This window comes from Rothia similimucilaginosa, assembly GCF_029850985.2.
Lineage (GTDB): Bacteria > Actinomycetota > Actinomycetes > Actinomycetales > Micrococcaceae > Rothia.
The window spans coordinates 175012-190389 of the sequence record NZ_CM138149.1; the positions used below are offsets into that span (position 1 = coordinate 175012).

The following is a 15378-nucleotide window of genomic DNA, read 5'->3' on the forward strand; positions in this document are numbered from 1 at the left end:
AAAAATAACCCCTGTTTTTCAAGAAAAGCCCACCACATCACACATAACCGGGTCTACCATATATAGGATATAGGCATTGGAGCCTCCGCGCTGTCCGCGCCTAACGTCCAACACCCCGCGCGGTGCCCGCGGATGACTTCCAGAAACTCACCTAAACCATCCATTCTCTGAGGGGATCTAACCGTGTTAAGCGTTGACAATATTTGGGCGAAAGGGCGCCACACTCCGCTTTTTGACCGCACCACCTTCTCAGTGGGCGAGGGTGAAGTCATTATTGTTCAGGCGGATAGCCAGTTGGAGCGTACCTCTCTCTCGTTGGCGCTGACTGGTCGCCTTCCCCTGTCCGGCGGAACGATTAGCTGGAGCGAAGGCGATGATGACCCTCGCCGTATTTCGATGAAGCGTCTGCGTGCTCTCAGCAGCGTGGTGGACTCTCCTGATGTGACCGCTCCTGAGCAACATATGCGCGTACACGATTATGTGTCGGAGATGCTCTCCTATAACCTGCCGATTTTTGGTCGTTCCCGTGCGAGCCGCTGGTTGGCCGAGCGCGGTCTTGAGGACCTGGACGGCCTGTGGATGGATGAGATCAGCGGCGAGATGAATGTTGAGCTGATGGCTGCTTTGGCGCAGCATAGCCCCTCTGATTTGCTGGTTTTTGATACTCCTTCCCGTCACCTGAACCACACGTACATGTGGCTTCCTGTCCTCGAGAAGCTTGCTAGTGACGAGGAGCATCCGCGTACCGTGGTGGCAATTGTGCCTCATATTTCGGAGTCCTGGCGGGGTGCTCGTGCTGTGGTGGGTAGTGTTCACATGGATCAGGACGGTGAGTTCGAGTTGGCGGAGGAGCCCGTGGAAGAGCAACCCGAGACGGAAGAGCTAACTGAGACTGAACCCGTGATTGATGTGATTGAGGTGCGTGAGGTGGAGGAAATCCCCTTGACCTCTTCGATTCCCCTCACCCTGGCGGCATCCGGCACTTCCGGAGCCGTTCAGACCGCTGAATCTAAGACTGATAACCAGAAGACCGGCAACCAGAAAACTGTTGCCCAGAAGACCGCTGAGAAGGAGTAAGAATGACTGTTCTGCGTGTTGCACTCGTTGAGCTGAAGCGCCTGACCAGCGGTGTTTTGCCGGTTCTGGTGCTCATCGCGATGTCCTGTATTCCGCTGCTGTACGGCGCCCTGTACCTGTACGGCAACTGGGATGCTTACGGCCATGTGAATGGCATTGTGGGTGCCTTGGTGGTTGAGGATGAAGGCGCGACGGATTCTGAGGGTCAGCAGGTGAATACCGGTGCGGACGTGAAGAAGAACCTTCTAGACGCTGGCACGTTTGATTGGCGTCAGGTGCAGACTCGCACTGAGGCTGTTGAGGGCGTGGAGAACGGCACCTATGACTTTGCGATGGTGATTCCGAAGGACTTCTCCCGTAATTTGCAGAGTGCCGGTTCGTTCAAGCCTGATGCTGACGGCAAGACGGGCACTATTGATGCGCGTTCGGCGGGTATTGAGGTCATTACGAATGACGCGAACAACTATGTGCTGACGAATATTGTCACGAAGGCGGGCACTGCGGTGCGTGATTCGGTGGCTGAGAAGGTCGGTAATTCTACGGCGAATTCGCTGTTGGCTAGCTTCACGACTATTCATTCGAAGATGAGTGAGGCTGCTGATGGTGCGTCGAAGGTGAATAGCGGCACGGTGAAGCTGGCGGATGCTATCACTCAGCTGAAGGACGGCACTGCCACGGTGAATGATGGTGCCGTGAAGCTGAAGGACGGTACTTCCTCCTTGGCTGATGGTCAGTCCCAGTTGTTGGATGGTCAGAAGCAGTTGGCGGAGGGTGCTGCGAAGCTTGCTGATGGTGTTTCGACTTTGGATTCGGGTGCCGAGAAGCTGGATTCTGGTGCTGCGAAGCTTGCTGATGGTGCTTCGAGTTTGAAGGATGGTTCGTCAACTTTGGCTTCGGCTGCGGCGTCTGCTTCTGATGGTGCGGAGAAGTTGAAGGATGGTTCGGCTACCCTTGTTGAGGGTACTGCGAGCTTGAAGAGTGGTTCGGCTTCGGTGGCGAAGGGCGCGAATGATTTGGCGTCTGGTATTCATCAGTTGCGTGCCGGCATAGATCAGGCGGGTATTCGTGAGTTGCCGGCCGAGTTGAACACGATGTGCATGCACCTGCATGAGACGGATACTTCTGCCGGTAGCGGCGATTTTGGTCGTGATTTGTCGAATACTGTGGTGTCTGCGAGTGCGCAGAAGGTACGTACTCAGGTGACTCCGCTGGTTGAGGCGGGTACGTTGACTCAGGAGCAGGCTGATCAGCTGGTGTCTGCTGTCGATTCTGAGAAGACGAAGAATGAGGTTGCTGAGCTAAATCAGAAGGCTCTGCAGTCGCACCTGGCTACTCGTGATGCTGCCGCTGCTGATGCCCTGTCAAAGTTGGGCGCATTGAAGTCGAGCCATTGTATTTCTGATGGTTCGTCGTCGACTGCGGTGAAGATTCAAACTTTGGTGACTGGCGTGGATTCGCTGGATTCTGGTGCTTCGTCGTTGGCGAAGGGCGCTTCGTCGCTGGCTGAGGGTGCTGCTCGTGTGGATGCTGGCGCGTCCTCGTTGGCGTCGGGTTCGGCGAGCCTGGCTGATGGTAATTCCAAGATTGCTTCGGGTGCTTCGAGCCTTGCGAGTGGTTCTGCGACTTTGTCTGGTGGTGCTTCTGAGCTGAAGGAGGGTACTGATTCTTTGAAGAGCGGTACTGCCGAGCTGAAGGATGGTAGCGGTACTTTGGCGGAGAAGGAGCAGTCTGCGGTTGAGGGTCAGCAGAAGTTGGCTGATGGTGCGAATGAGCTGAAGGATGGTGCGTCGCAGCTTTCTAACGGTACGGCGAAGCTGTCTGATGGTTCTACTCAGCTGAATGATGGTGCTTCCGAGTTGAAGGATGGTACTTCGTCGCTGGAGAGCGGCCTGGCTTCTGGTGCTAAGCAGGTTCCGAGCCTTGCGCCGACTGATCAGGCGAAGGTTGCGGATACGATGTCGAACCCTGTGACTTTGTCGCAGGAGTCGCTGGCGTCGGGCCGTAACTATGGTGAGGGCATGGGCCCGTTCTTCATGTGCTTGGCGTTGTGGATTGGCGGCTTGATGCTGGTTCAGACGTTGCGTGTGATGAATAACCGTGCGCTGGCTTCGCATGCTCCGTCGATTCGTGTGATGCTCGGTAGCTGGATGCCGTTTGGCTTGGTGGGTATTGCGCAGGCGACTTTGATGTTTGCGGTGATTAAGTTTGGTTTGGGCTTTGAGATGGCTCATCCGTGGCTGGTATGGCTGTTCCTCTGCTATGTGGCTTTGGTCTTTACCGGTTTCATTCATGGTCTGACGGTGATTTTGGGTGCGCCGGGTAAGTTGGTGGCCTTGGTCATTCTGATTCTGCAGTTGATTACTGCGGGCGGAACGATGCCGTATGAGACTCTGCCTGATTCGATTCGTTGGATGCATGATTTCTTCCCGATGGGTTATGCGGTGACGGGTACGCGTCGTCTGGCGTATGGCATTAATGAGTCGAGCCTGTGGGGCATTATGCTGGTTTTGACGCTGTGGGGTTTGGCTGGTCTGGTGTTGGGTTACCTTGGTACCCGCCGTGATCGTACGTGGTCGTTGAAGAAGCTCGCCCCGGAGATTGAGGTATAAGGCGCCTTGTTAGCTCGCGCAGCGGAATACTGTCTAATAAAATAGAGGTATATCTGCAAAAAGGGAGGGAGGACTTCTGATGTTGCAGCGCCCAGTCGCTGAAGCTGCAAGTCGTCGTCCCGGCCGTACTGCTAGAACTCAGTTGAAGTTGTTCAATGCTGCTATGGAGATTATGACCCAGAAGGGGCTTGAGTACGCCACTGTTGAAGAGGTGGCGGCCCGGGCGGGTGTTTCTAAGGGGACCGTGTATTACAATTTCGGTTCTAAGAAGACCATGGTGGATCAGCTTGTTCAGTACGGCACGCAGTTGCTGCTGAGCGATGCGCGTCGTGCGGCGTCGGTTCATTCTGATCCGCGTGAGGCGTTGCGGAGTGCTATTCGTGCCGCTTTCCAGTATCTTGAGGACCGTCCGGGTTTTACTCGGATGTGGCTTGCGGAGGCGTGGAAGGGCGCGGATGGTTGGACTGAGGCAATGAGCGATAACCGTTTGGATCTTCTGAATTATTTGGAGGAGATGACGGAGGCTGTGGCTCGCCGCTATACGGTTGATACCGCTCAGAATCCTCGTGCGATTGCGATCTCTATGTTCGGCGCGATTTATATGCTTGCTATGGATCGTGAAGTGCATCAGGCGGAGCGCAATGCTGAGGATGCAACGCGTGCTGTCATGCTAGTTGTAGATGGGTATATCCGTCATTAGGCAGACCTGTTGGGTCTGCAGATGTAGCCGGGACTTCGGTGTCGGGTGTCGAAAAGGGCACGGTGAAAGGGACCGTGAAGAGGGCGACACCCGGCTGCCGTACGCGGTTTTTCTTGCCCTCCTGTTGGGGGTGTGCTATAGTTTTCCACTGTTGGTGGTGTGTCCGAGCGGCCGAAGGTGCATCACTCGAAATGATGTTTGGTGTAAAAGCCAACGGGGGTTCAAATCCCTCCACCACCGCACCAACGAAAACCCGTCGAGATTTGTCTCGGCGGGTTTTTGCATGTCTGGCTTGTTCTGGGGTGGCGTTGGTGAGTGTCTATATGGCGGTATTTTGCTCTGGTTTATGGGGTGTGTGCCACTTCGGGGGCTTTACCGATGATTGCTGATTTGGGGGTGGGTAGAATCGTATTATGCGTATTAAGATTCTTGACCACCCGCTGGTCTCTCATAAGATTAGTGTTCTGCGTGATAAGAACACTCCGTCCCCGATTTTCCGTCAGCTGGTTGATGAGCTGGTGACCCTTCTTGCCTATGAGGCGACTCGCGAGATCCGCGTGGAAGAGATTGAGGTTGTGACTCCGGTGGCGACCACTACCGGTGTTCGTATTGCTGATCCTAGGCCGCTGGTTGTTCCGATTCTGCGTGCTGGTTTGGGTATGCTGGAGGGTATGACTCGCATGGTTCCGACCGCTGAGGTGGGTTTCCTGGGTATGGCTCGTAATGAGGAGACCCTAGACATTGTGACGTATGCGGAGCGTCTGCCTGAGGATTTGACTGGCCGTCAGGTGTACCTGTTGGATCCGATGTTGGCTACCGGCGGCACTTTGATTGAGGCTATTAAGTTCCTGCGCAAGCGTGGGGCTGAGTCTGTGACCTGTGTATGCTTGATTGCCGCTCCTGAGGGCATTGCTGCTCTGGAGAAGGGCGTTGCTGGTATGGAGAATGTTGATCTGTTCTTGGCTGCTCGTGATGAGCGTCTGAACGAGAAAGCGTACATTATTCCGGGTCTGGGCGATGCTGGTGATCGCCTGTACGGTCTGGCTGAGTAGTCTTTCAGTATAATTCACGTGATGTGAATAGGGCGCCTCTGCATATGTATGTGTGGAGGCGCTTCGCTATGTCTTATGGGTGTTTGGGTGGTTGAGTGCCGCAGTGTGGCGGTGCGTGTCTAATGCGTCCGGGGCTTGGGCGGCGATGGTACTGCTAGGGGGTCGGCGTGGGGTTTTGAGACACCCCTGCTATTATATGACGAGGAACACAATGGAGCACTAGAGGGGTGTATTAAAACTTCAAGTATATTCACAGCCTCACATGAAAATACAGAGTGATACCAGTAGATAAAAGAAGCTGTGAATATTTATAAGGGAAAAATACTGAAAGCTTCAGGCGGTTCCTGAAACCTCCCAAAATGGGGGAAAGATATTGTACTCTTCTCATCCATAAAGATGAATCCACTATGTTGAATCCGCTTGATTTATCCGTCAAATAGGAGAAATATTAAGTAAGAGGATTGAGACTCGAACAGGTATTGGGGACTGTTTGACTCTGCGTCGCTTCCGGCGCACCCCACACCACGTACGACTGGGATCCCGTACACAGACTTTGAGAGAAGGTTGAACCATGTCAGGTGCTGTACCTGGATATGTCCACATCTCCCAGCGCGGTCGTGCCGCTAAGCGTCAGGTCGTGCAGCCCCAGCGCCCCGCTGTGCAGGCCGCAACGTTGCGTCCGATGACCTTTTCAGCCAGTGATTCTGCCCATAGGCAGGCTCAGGAAAATGAGGCACGCGGCTTCGTGCTCTACGTGGGTTTGAACGAAGAACTTGCTGCCGCGAACGGCACCTCCCTGGTGCGTATCGTTCAGGATTTGCGTACTTATGCACACCACCTGGCTCCCGAGTCGGAGTCGTACGCCGCTGTGGCCTTGGCTCCGGTGAATGCTGAGGGTAGCGACCTTGAGGTGGTGCGTAACGCGTTGGGCGATCCGACCGCAATGTATATGCATCCGGAGGCAAATGCCGCCCGCGAGGCAGAGGCTACGAATAGCCACTCCTCGGGTGTATTGATTGATTTGGCGCGCCGCGAGGTGTTCCTGGACGGTGAGCCGCTCATGCTGACCTTCAAGGAATTCGAGTTGCTGGCACACCTGGTGGAGAACTCATCCCGCACCGTGGGTCGTGAGGAGCTGCTGAAGGCCCTATGGAGTTCGGGCGATGAGCATCCGCATGAGCGTACGATTGACGTGCATATCCGTCGTCTGCGTTCGAAGCTGGGTCGCCTGTCGGGTACCGTGCGTACGGTGCGCGGCCAGGGTTACCGTTTCTTTGAGCACCCCGAGGTTGTCGTCTGGGCTGCTCCGGAATACTCGATTTAGTTTTTAGCGTGCACCCCGGTGTGCTGGCGTGATGCCGGCGCGCCGGGGTTTACTTGTGCCCACCTTGTGGGTGTTAGTGCGCGTGCTGTAGCGGCGTACGGGACGTTCCGGTGCCCTCTAGCTAGAATGGGTGTATGGCTGAAAATTCTTCCAACACTGCATCTGGCTCGCACCGCCGCGAGGTTAAGCGTCTGATTATTATGCGCCATGCGGAGGCTGATTGGGGTCTGAATGATTTTGATCGTCCGCTGACGAAGCGCGGTCATGAGCAGGCTGCCGCCGCTGGTGCTTGGTTGGCTTCTCGCGGTTATATTCCGGAGCAGATTGTGTCGTCATCGGCATTGCGTACTCGACAGACGACGACTTGGGTTTCGGATGGTTTGGGGGCGAAGGCGCCTACCGCTCATTTGGATGAGGGGCTGTATGAGGTGTCTGCGTCCCGTATTATTGCGCGCATTAACAGCGTTTCGGAGAATGTTCATTCTCTGATGATGGTGTCGCATCTGCCCGGTGTGCAGGATGCAGCGCAGCGTTTGATGAGCCCGGATTCTGACCTGAATGCGTCCATGGATGTGTACTACGGTTTCCCGCCCTCTTCCATCGCGGTGTTTGAGGTGCTGGGGGAGTGGGCTCTACTTGATGGCGCGGATGCGCGCCTCGTGGACTTCAAGAGCTTCTAGGTTTCGTGCCTGAAAGGGTAAAGTAAAAGCCCCGTACCGGTTGGTACGGGGCTTTTGCGGCGGAGACGGGGGGATTTGAACCCCCGGTCGAGTTTAACCCCGACCCTTCATTAGCAGTGAAGTCCATTCGGCCGCTCTGGCACGTCTCCACGGTGCGCTCGTGAGCGCATCCCTATAAGAATATAGGCTGTTTTGCGCTTGGTCAATTTGACCCATGCTTTGGGGATATTTCTGAGTGTGTGTTGCTCTATAGGGCGGACTATGGATTGTAGGCTTTGAGGCTTATATGCATCTTCGATAGACTGCTGCTGTCCGACCGATAAATGGAGGACGTCTCTGGCGTGTGATTTTTCCATACAGCGTTGCCAGAGTTGTCTTATGTACTCAACGAAATGAGAAATCATGTCTGAAAACCCCAACAACCCCCAGCCCCAGTTCAACCAGGACCCCCAGTTTAGCCAGCAGGCACCCCAGTTCAATCAGCAGGCTCCTTACGGTGTGCCCGTTCAGAGCCCTGAGCAGCAGGCTCAGGCGAAGAAGGCAAAGACTCTGTCGATTGTTTCTTTGGTGAGCGGTATTGTGAGCTTGTTCCTCTTTGGTTACATCCTTGGTGCTGTGGCTATTGTGACCGGCCGCCTGGCTATGAACAACCCTGAGTTGAAGAATCGCGGTATGGCTATTGCCGGTACTATTCTGGGTGCCGTCGGCATTGTGTTGCTGATTGCTCTGAGGATTCTTGTAAAGTCCTAGGGTTGAAGCTACCCACTGTAACCTCATGATTTGAGGGAGCCTGCGTGTACTCCATGTGTACGTGGGCTTTTGTGTGCCTCGTCAGTTTTCTAGTTTGTGCATTATGGTACATATAGTTCTAGAATGACGAATTTGTTTGTACATACCTCATCGATAGGTTAGGGTGAATTAGGTTTAATGAATACCATTCACGCGAAAGAAGGACCATATGTCCCAGAATCCGCAGGACTCTAACTTCTATGACTACAACCCGGAATACGGCAACCTGAACCAGCAGAACGCTCAGAACGGCCAGTATGGCCAGCAGCAGTACCAGCAGCCTGGCCAGTACGGCCAGCCCATGATGGTCCCCGTCGGCATTGTTCAGAAGACCCCTGAACAGCTTGCGGGTGAGAAGGCTGCTCAGACCTCCATGGTGCTGGGCATTATCGGCCTGGTTTGCAACTTCATCGTCAGCTGGTGGTCGTTCGGTCTGCCCTCCTTGATCCTGGGTGTTATTGGTATCTTCAAGGCGAACGAGGCAGAGCGCTACGGCGCGGCTGCTTCGGCTGGTCGCATCATGAGCTGGATTAACGCAGTTATTGGTGGTCTGTACTTGCTTTTCCTTGGAGGTTTTGTACTGCTGGGGCTTATCGGTATTGCAGGTGCTGCTTCTTCCTCGTCCAGTCACTTTGCTGAGCTGGCTAGCACCCTGGCACTCTTCTAAAAGCTCTTTCATAAGGGTATAGCGGAAGCCCCGTTCCTCAATGTGAGGAGCGGGGCTTTTGTGTACCAGCTGGTACTCTACTACCTTCTTGAAACATATTGCGCGGGTGTGCGTGACCTATGTAGTTGTACCCGTTTCAGTGATAGGTTAGGGTGAGTTAGGTTTAACGCACACCAGCCGTACGAGAGTGAGATGCCATGTCTCGGAATCCTCCGGGTTCAGACCCCTACGACTACAACCCGGACTACAACCGTCTGAATGAGCAGTACAACCAGAATGGTCAGTATGGGCAGAACACTCGGTATGGTCAGGGTTCTTTCGGCCAGTATAGGCAGAGCTCCTACGATCAATATTCCTATGACCAGTACGGTCAGAATTCGTACGGTCAGCAGTACCAGCAACCAGTCCAACACGGTCAGCCTATGATGGTTCCTATTGGTATTGTTCAGAAGACTCCCGAGCAGCTTATCGGTGAGAAGGCTGCTCAGACTTCAACGGTGCTGGGTATCATCGGTTTGGCGTGTATTGTGACTCTCAGCTGGTGGTTGTTTGGTCTGCCTTCCCTGATTCTGGGTGTTATCGGTATTTTCAAGGCGAATGAGGCAGAGCGCTACGGTGCTGCTGCTTCGGCTGGTCGTATCTTGAACTGGATTAGCGTAGCCATTGGCGGTATGTTTCTGGTGTTTTTCGGTGGAGGTCTTCTGCTGGCGATTGTGTTGGCTCTTTCTGATTCCGCAGCCAATTCCAGGCTGGTGGATGTTGTGCAGATACTGGCATTCTTCTAAAAACTTCCGCCCTCACTGGAAGGTACGTAAAGAGCCCCGTTCCTCAATGTGAGGAGCGGGGCTCTTGATGTCCACACTGGAGCAGAAGCTAAAACGCGGATGGTAAGGGATTTGAACCCTTGAGACGGGGTTACCGCCTACTGGTTTTCAAGACCAGCTCCTTCGGCCGCTCGGACAACCATCCATATGCGCCAGAGACCGGCATTTTATGGCAATACCGTGCCGCAGGGCACTACGAGATTATCTCATGAGATAAGCTTTCTGTAAATCGCGCACCAATGATGGTGCTTCCGGCAATGAGGAGGACCCATGAGAGCAATTATTGAGAACAGTCACGGTGGACCTGAGGTTCTGGCAATCAGCGAAGTCCCCACCCCCGTACCCCGATCCCACGAAGTTCTCATCCGCATTCACGCTGCTGGAATCAACCGCGCCGACGCCCTGCAACGCCGTGGATTCTACCCGCCGCCCGCCGGTGCGAGTGCGATCTACGGCCTCGAAGTGGCAGGTGTGATTGAAGCTGTTGGTGATGGCGTCTCAGTTGAGAATCGCGGAACGTCAGTCATGGCGCTACTCACTGGAGGCGGCTACGCCGACTACGTGACCGTACCAATCGACCACGTGTTGCCCGTACCCGAACAGCTGAGCTTCGCCGAAGCCGCCGGTATTCCCGAAGTCGCGGCAACTGTCTACTCGAACCTGGTGCTCACCTGCGGTATGAGCATGAACCCCGCCGAAAACCTTAAGGAAGACGGCGAACCCGCGGTGGTGCTCATTCACGGCGGCACCGGCGGTATCGGTGTGCACGCTATTCAGCTGGCGCTCGCCGCGGGTACCCGTGTGTTTGCGACCGTAAGTACCGAGGAAAAAGCAGAATATGTGCGCTCACTAGGTGCTGAACCGATCATTTATACCGAATATTCGTTCTGTGAAGTTCTGTTGGCTGAAACCGGCGGACGCGGCGCCGATTATATCCTCGATGTGGTGGGTGGGAAGTACCTGGATGATAACCTGCACACCCTAGCCGACGGTGGGTACCTGTGCATTATCGGTCTCATGGGTGGCGCTAAAGCAGAAGTTAATCTGGGTTACATGCTCACCCGCCGCCTGTCGGTGCACGCCACGAGCCTGCGCACTCGTTCGGATCAGCAGAAGGCTGAGATTCTGCGCGGTGTACGCGAACAAGTGCTGCCGTTGATTGAATCCGGCAGGGTTGGCGTGGGCCTGGATCGTATTTTCGATATGGAGGAGGCAGCTGCCGCCCACGAATACTTCGACTCGGGTCAGCATTGCGGCAAGATTGTACTGCGCATGGTCTAGAAGCCGCTGTGCCCCCCCCGGTGCCGTTTCAGGTCGGTGCCGCGGGGAGTGTCGCGTGAGAGGAGAGATGAAAATCTGGGTTCGAAATAATCAGCTGAATGCTGACAGCTCGTCACTAAAAGAGATTTAGGGTAACCTAAGTATAAGGAGGTTTGCGGATCGCTGCAGGGCCCATCGTCAGCAGCCTCCACCGACCAACAAACACGGCACACACACCACGCAGAGGAGGACATATGGGACTTAAAAGCTACCTGCAATCGCGCCGCGACGACGCCGAACTCGGCAAAGGTATCTGGCGCCGATCCCACGACCGGTTCATTCGCGGCATTGACCGCTTCCACCAGGTCCTCGAACGCCTAGCGGCAACCGATTCGTCCACCTCCATGATTGAACTCATTGTGCCGGACGCAAACGCTCTCGCCGACCTCATCCCGCGCGTGCGTGCCGTCGTTATGGAAGCGCACCGCCTCGCCCCCAGCGACGGCGATATTCCCGCCTCCCCATTCGGCACCTACTCCGACCTAAATCGCGCCCTATCCAAAGCTGGTAATGCCGTGGCCCTCTGCGCCGAAGCGCTCGCCATGGCACGCTGCTTCGGCAATTGTGCGAGTGCATGCGACCGCCAGGTGAGCGTGCACCGCCGCGTAGAAACCGTCATCCAGCACATTGAGGATGCGGAACGCCTGATTCAGCGTGCCCAGAAGGAAGCTGCTGGCGAGCTGACCTTTGATGACGGAATCCCCGTCGGCCGCACCCAACTGGTTGAGGCATAACACAGGGCCTAAATTGCGATCAACAGGTGAGTTAGTTTGATGTGCACCTCAGCAGACGATAGGCTTAAAGAAGAGGTGTAGGACACTTCTTATGCGGTTCCGTCACAATGGAGGTGGCGACACAATGCGATGGTACGCGCGGAAGAACCGCAGACTTTTTCCTGCCCCTCTACGGCACAATCCAATGTATATACAATTCACGGAAGAAGTCACACACCATGTTTGAATTCCATCGCAATGAGCGTGCGCGTCAGCTGCGCCCCAGCCTCTCACGCTCCTGGCTCCTAGTGCGCGCCAACTCAACCGAAGAAGTTTTTGAAGAGGCCTTCAAATCCGAGGCTGACTCCATCATTATCGACCTGGAAGACGGTTGCCCCGCCGAAGAGAAGGACGCAGCCCGAGAACAGGTCGTTCGTATGCTCAACTCCGGTGTGGTCGCATGGGTGCGAATCAACGCCATCACCACCGAACACTGGTGGAAGGACGTCAAGGCTCTCAAGAACGTGAAAGGTCTGCGAGGCGTCATGCTCGCCACCGCAGAGCACGCCACCGACATCGACCGCACTGCTGCCGAACTGCCCGCCGGTACCCCTATTATTGCGCTGATTGAGTCCGCACTCGGTGTGCACCACTCGGTGGATATTGCCCGCGCTATCGGTACCTTCCGCCTCGCATTCGGTGCGGGTGACTACCGCCGCGATACCGGTTCTTCCGCAACCCCCATGGCACTGGCCTACGTGCGTTCGCAGCTGGTGATTGCCTCCACTCTGGGTGGTCTTCCCGGCCCCATTGACGGCCCGACCCTCGGCGCGTATGGTGGCGACCTCTCCAAGGCATGCGGCTACGCGAACGACCACGGCATGACCGGTAAGATCACCTTGGATATCCGCCAGGCGGAGACCATCAACGCGGCGTTCTCCCCCAGCGAGATCGAGATCGAAGAAGCACACCAGATGCTAGACGTGCCCCTCGACGGCCCCCGCGACGGATCCTACCTGCCGCGTTACCTGCGTGCAAAGAAGGTCAAGGAACTCGCCAAGGTGTACGGCCTGTGGGGCAAGACCGACAGCGACTTCCAGCGTGCCTCCAAGTAAGGTGCTGGCGTAAAGTATACGCATAAAAAGCCGCGCATCCGAGCTCTGAAAGGGGAATCGGACGCGCGGCTTTTGTCTGCCTAAAACCTCACGAGGCTATAGTCTGGCGGGCTGCCGGTCAGTAGCCTAGTTGCGGGGTGATTTGCCGCCCGTCAGCGCATGAGCGCACACGTACGAAGTCACCAAAGAAATCACAATCGGTACCATGAAAGTGGTGTCATTCTCATACACGGAGCGATAGAAGAACCACACCGCCAGAGAAACGACCAGCGCCAACACATACACCAGAGTAAAACGTGTAGTCGGGCTCATCGGGCGTGCAGAGCCAGCGGAGGTGCGACCTGCCTGCGGGCGGCCCCTCTGGCGCTTAGTGGATGTGGATCGAGAAGACATGAGAATCTCCTAAAGTTCGACGGTGACATCTTCGAGAAAACAACATCTCTCAGATGTTAAAAACCGCCGCAACATACCGGAAACCGGCATGCGTTACGGCGGATGTGGAGCCTCCAGTGGGATTTGAACCCACGACCTTTTCTTTACGAGGGAAATGCTCTACCCCTGAGCTATAGAGGCGCATATGCTTCCGTTCTCAACTGCCCGAAAGCAACCGGCGAACAGTGCATACCCCGCAATAGTACCAAAAAAGGCGGGGGAGAGGCTAATTACTTTCAGCACCGGGCCCGCAGCTGAGAGCAGGCGGCAGAGCGGCTATGGTGTGCACTGCATTCACTCCGCAAACCCGCCCGAAGATAGGGAAAGTTCAGGGCAGGGGCATACAATAAAGCCTATACCCACGGCGGCCGACAGCACTTCACAGTGCACATCAACCACAGATTGATTACCCATAGGCCAGCCCGCCACCCGTAGAGAGAGGAACCCCCATGACTTCACCCCTCAACCGTCGTACCCTGCTGCTGGGCGTAGTGCCCGCCGCCGCACTGGGACTGAGCGCATGCGGTTCCAGCTCCTCCCAGTCCTCCGCATCGGCGTCTGCGAGTGGTTCGGCGAGCGCATCTGCAAGCACCGCCGCTACCTCGGCAAGCGCATCCGCGAGTGCTTTGGCATCTGCTGACCCCTCGGCTACTGCTTCGGCAACCGCCGATGACGGCTACGTCGGCTACCGCCTCAATCGCGAAGTACCCGGCGCAGGCACCGCAACCCTGTACACCGACTACCAGTGCCCCTACTGCGCTAAGGCAGAACCTAAGTTTGAAGAAGCCGCCAAGAAGCTTGACGGTGTGCTGAACGTGACCGTGCGTCACATGCCGCTGAACATGCACGCCAACGCCGTACCCGCAGCGCTCGCCGTGGAGGCCGCCGAAGCGCAGGGTAAGCACGTTGAAATGGCGAACAAGCTCTTCGCCGCCCAGAACGACTGGAAGAACATCAAAGAACGCGATAAGCTGCGCACCCTCTTCAATGACTACGCCAAGGAACTGGGCCTGAATACCGAAGAATTCGACAAGGCTCTGCTCGACTCCAACACCGTCAAGCCCGTTCAGCGCGACTACGAGCACGCAGTGAAGATTGGTGTGAAGGGCACCCCCACCTTCGCCGTGAACGATAAGGTCGTTGAAGGACTGGACTCCTCCTCCTCGGTGGATGACCTGGTCAGCACCTTCAAACGTGAAGCTGGCGTGAAGTAGTGGCACATATTCAGCTCTCTGGTGGTCAGCGCGCCGAAATCCACCCCGACGGGTTCAGCGACCACGGATACGTCCTCGAAATCGGTGGCGCCGAGCAGTCCCACGTGGATGTGCAGAACCCCGACTACGTGTTCTACGAGTACCTGCGCCGCATCGCAAACACTGTGGATGTGCTTGCACCTGCCGGTGAACCCATCACTGCCGCCCACCTGGGCGCCGGTGCGCTCACCCTTGTGCGTTATATTCAGGCGACCCGCCCCGGCTCCCGCCAGATTGCCGTGGATATTGAGCCCGAGCTCATGGGCTTCGTGACGGATCGCCTGCCGCTACCCGCAGGTACCGACTGCCAGCTGGTGGTCGGTGACGCCCGCGAGCAGCTGGCAAACCTGCTCGAACTGCTGGGCGTGCCCGGCTTCGATGCGATTATCCTCGATATCTTCACCGGCATGGACGCGCCCGCCCACCTGACGAACCGCGACTTCTACCGCGAACTCAAGGACGCCCTGAGTGAGCGCGGTATGGTTGCCATCAACGTGGGTGACGATGCGGGTCTGCCCTTCTTCCAGCTGCAGGCAATCGCCATGCTGGAAGTCTTCGATCACGTGTGGTGTCTGTGCGAAAGCTCCATGATCAGCGGGCAGAACGAGGGCAACCTTGTGCTGGTTGGTACCTCCCGTAAGCTGGACGAGGACACCCAAGACCGGCTGTACGCCCTGGGCCCGCATCCGGCGGAGGTGCTCACCACCGATGAGCTGCGCGACCTGCTGGAACAACTGGCTGAGAGCTAAACCGAACATACAAAACCGTTGAGGCGGGTACCTAGCTAGGTACCCGCCTCAACGGTTTTCTCTATGAGTTTTCT

Annotated in this window: 15 protein-coding genes and 4 tRNA genes; 15 read left to right on the forward strand and 4 right to left on the reverse strand. The window is 56.0% G+C overall.

Going from position 1 to position 15378, the window contains the following annotated elements; translation table 11 throughout:
• The first annotated feature begins 183 nt into the window (after window positions 1–183).
• The 7 genes from QFX07_RS00770 to QFX07_RS00800 all read left to right on the forward strand — a co-directional run bounded on the left by QFX07_RS00770 (window position 184) and on the right by QFX07_RS00800 (window position 7442).
• Window positions 184–1077: an ABC transporter ATP-binding protein gene (locus QFX07_RS00770; protein WP_279754536.1), complete on the forward strand. Its 894-nt coding sequence runs from the start codon at window positions 184–186 to the stop codon at window positions 1075–1077.
• A gap of 2 nt (window positions 1078–1079) precedes the next feature.
• Complete coding sequence (locus QFX07_RS00775) at window positions 1080–3686, forward strand: YhgE/Pip domain-containing protein (RefSeq protein ID WP_279754537.1); 2607 nt, start codon at window positions 1080–1082, stop codon at window positions 3684–3686.
• Between the two features lie 79 nt (window positions 3687–3765).
• Window positions 3766–4386: a TetR/AcrR family transcriptional regulator gene (locus QFX07_RS00780; RefSeq protein WP_279741030.1), complete on the forward strand. Its 621-nt coding sequence runs from the start codon at window positions 3766–3768 to the stop codon at window positions 4384–4386.
• 153 nt (window positions 4387–4539) lie between these two features.
• Window positions 4540–4626, forward strand: a tRNA-Ser gene (locus tag QFX07_RS00785).
• Between the two features lie 173 nt (window positions 4627–4799).
• Entirely contained in the window at window positions 4800–5438 is a 639-nt protein-coding gene (upp, locus tag QFX07_RS00790) for a uracil phosphoribosyltransferase (RefSeq protein ID WP_279741028.1), read from the forward strand.
• Window positions 5439–6009: 571 nt separating this feature from the next.
• On the forward strand, window positions 6010–6762 hold the full coding sequence (locus QFX07_RS00795; protein WP_279741026.1) for a winged helix-turn-helix domain-containing protein: 753 nt from the start codon (window positions 6010–6012) through the stop codon (window positions 6760–6762).
• Between the two features lie 134 nt (window positions 6763–6896).
• A complete protein-coding gene (locus QFX07_RS00800) occupies window positions 6897–7442 on the forward strand; it encodes a SixA phosphatase family protein (protein ID WP_279741025.1) in 546 nt (181 codons plus the stop codon).
• 60 nt (window positions 7443–7502) lie between these two features.
• Here the strand turns inward: QFX07_RS00800 and QFX07_RS00805 are convergent.
• Window positions 7503–7591: transfer RNA gene (locus tag QFX07_RS00805), tRNA-Ser, on the reverse strand.
• A 253-nt stretch (window positions 7592–7844) separates the two neighbouring features.
• Between QFX07_RS00805 and QFX07_RS00810 the strand changes: the two genes are divergently transcribed.
• From QFX07_RS00810 to QFX07_RS00820, 3 genes are all read left to right on the forward strand, one after another.
• Window positions 7845–8192, forward strand: a complete 348-nt coding sequence (locus tag QFX07_RS00810) for a DUF4190 domain-containing protein (protein WP_279754538.1) — start codon at window positions 7845–7847, stop codon at window positions 8190–8192.
• A gap of 208 nt (window positions 8193–8400) precedes the next feature.
• Window positions 8401–8898, forward strand: a complete 498-nt coding sequence (locus QFX07_RS00815; protein ID WP_279754541.1) for a DUF4190 domain-containing protein — start codon at window positions 8401–8403, stop codon at window positions 8896–8898.
• 197 nt (window positions 8899–9095) lie between these two features.
• Window positions 9096–9683, forward strand: a complete 588-nt coding sequence (locus QFX07_RS00820; RefSeq protein ID WP_279754543.1) for a DUF4190 domain-containing protein — start codon at window positions 9096–9098, stop codon at window positions 9681–9683.
• A 96-nt stretch (window positions 9684–9779) separates the two neighbouring features.
• On the opposite strand, the gene QFX07_RS00825 is transcribed toward QFX07_RS00820, so the two are convergent.
• Window positions 9780–9867, reverse strand: a tRNA-Ser gene (locus tag QFX07_RS00825).
• A gap of 125 nt (window positions 9868–9992) precedes the next feature.
• Between QFX07_RS00825 and QFX07_RS00830 the strand changes: the two genes are divergently transcribed.
• The 3 genes from QFX07_RS00830 (at window position 9993) to QFX07_RS00840 (ending at window position 12870) form a co-directional block, all read left to right on the forward strand.
• Window positions 9993–11003 carry an NAD(P)H-quinone oxidoreductase gene (locus QFX07_RS00830; RefSeq protein ID WP_279754545.1) on the forward strand — a complete coding sequence of 337 codons (1011 nt, stop codon included), beginning with the start codon at window positions 9993–9995 and terminating at the stop codon, window positions 11001–11003.
• A gap of 233 nt (window positions 11004–11236) precedes the next feature.
• Window positions 11237–11776 (forward strand): dehydrogenase, encoded by a 540-nt coding sequence (locus tag QFX07_RS00835; RefSeq protein WP_279741018.1) that lies wholly within the window; start codon window positions 11237–11239, stop codon window positions 11774–11776.
• Between the two features lie 218 nt (window positions 11777–11994).
• Complete coding sequence (locus QFX07_RS00840) at window positions 11995–12870, forward strand: HpcH/HpaI aldolase/citrate lyase family protein (RefSeq protein WP_279741016.1); 876 nt, start codon at window positions 11995–11997, stop codon at window positions 12868–12870.
• Between the two features lie 126 nt (window positions 12871–12996).
• Here the strand turns inward: QFX07_RS00840 and QFX07_RS00845 are convergent, their stop codons facing one another.
• Together QFX07_RS00845 and QFX07_RS00850 are read right to left on the reverse strand one after the other, a co-directional pair.
• On the reverse strand, window positions 12997–13263 hold the full coding sequence (locus QFX07_RS00845; RefSeq protein WP_279741015.1) for a hypothetical protein: 267 nt from the start codon (window positions 13261–13263) through the stop codon (window positions 12997–12999).
• Window positions 13264–13368: 105 nt separating this feature from the next.
• Window positions 13369–13443: transfer RNA gene (locus tag QFX07_RS00850), tRNA-Thr, on the reverse strand.
• Window positions 13444–13751: 308 nt separating this feature from the next.
• Between QFX07_RS00850 and QFX07_RS00855 the strand changes: the two genes are divergently transcribed.
• Window positions 13752–14516, forward strand: coding sequence for a DsbA family protein (locus QFX07_RS00855; RefSeq protein ID WP_279754546.1), 765 nt, complete (start codon window positions 13752–13754; stop codon window positions 14514–14516).
• Window positions 14516–15304 (forward strand): spermidine synthase, encoded by a 789-nt coding sequence (locus QFX07_RS00860; RefSeq protein ID WP_279754548.1) that lies wholly within the window; start codon window positions 14516–14518, stop codon window positions 15302–15304. Before QFX07_RS00855 ends, QFX07_RS00860 begins: the two co-directional genes overlap by 1 nt.
• The last annotated feature ends 74 nt before the right edge of the window (window positions 15305–15378 follow it).

What these genes read in the sequence shown, in the direction of transcription:
- QFX07_RS00775 (WP_279754537.1), top strand. Translation starts at nt 1,080, where the DNA reads ATGACTGTTCTGCGTGTTGCACTCGTTGAGCTGAAGCGCCTGACCAGC.
- QFX07_RS00780 (WP_279741030.1), top strand. Translation starts at nt 3,766, where the DNA reads ATGTTGCAGCGCCCAGTCGCTGAAGCTGCAAGTCGTCGTCCCGGCCGT.
- upp (WP_279741028.1), top strand. Translation starts at nt 4,800, where the DNA reads ATGCGTATTAAGATTCTTGACCACCCGCTGGTCTCTCATAAGATTAGT.
- QFX07_RS00795 (WP_279741026.1), top strand. Translation starts at nt 6,010, where the DNA reads ATGTCAGGTGCTGTACCTGGATATGTCCACATCTCCCAGCGCGGTCGT.
- QFX07_RS00800 (WP_279741025.1), top strand. Translation starts at nt 6,897, where the DNA reads ATGGCTGAAAATTCTTCCAACACTGCATCTGGCTCGCACCGCCGCGAG.
- QFX07_RS00810 (WP_279754538.1), top strand. Translation starts at nt 7,845, where the DNA reads ATGTCTGAAAACCCCAACAACCCCCAGCCCCAGTTCAACCAGGACCCC.
- QFX07_RS00815 (WP_279754541.1), top strand. Translation starts at nt 8,401, where the DNA reads ATGTCCCAGAATCCGCAGGACTCTAACTTCTATGACTACAACCCGGAA.
- QFX07_RS00820 (WP_279754543.1), top strand. Translation starts at nt 9,096, where the DNA reads ATGTCTCGGAATCCTCCGGGTTCAGACCCCTACGACTACAACCCGGAC.
- QFX07_RS00830 (WP_279754545.1), top strand. Translation starts at nt 9,993, where the DNA reads ATGAGAGCAATTATTGAGAACAGTCACGGTGGACCTGAGGTTCTGGCA.
- QFX07_RS00835 (WP_279741018.1), top strand. Translation starts at nt 11,237, where the DNA reads ATGGGACTTAAAAGCTACCTGCAATCGCGCCGCGACGACGCCGAACTC.
- QFX07_RS00840 (WP_279741016.1), top strand. Translation starts at nt 11,995, where the DNA reads ATGTTTGAATTCCATCGCAATGAGCGTGCGCGTCAGCTGCGCCCCAGC.
- QFX07_RS00845 (WP_279741015.1), bottom strand. Translation starts at nt 13,263, where the DNA reads ATGTCTTCTCGATCCACATCCACTAAGCGCCAGAGGGGCCGCCCGCAG.
- QFX07_RS00855 (WP_279754546.1), top strand. Translation starts at nt 13,752, where the DNA reads ATGACTTCACCCCTCAACCGTCGTACCCTGCTGCTGGGCGTAGTGCCC.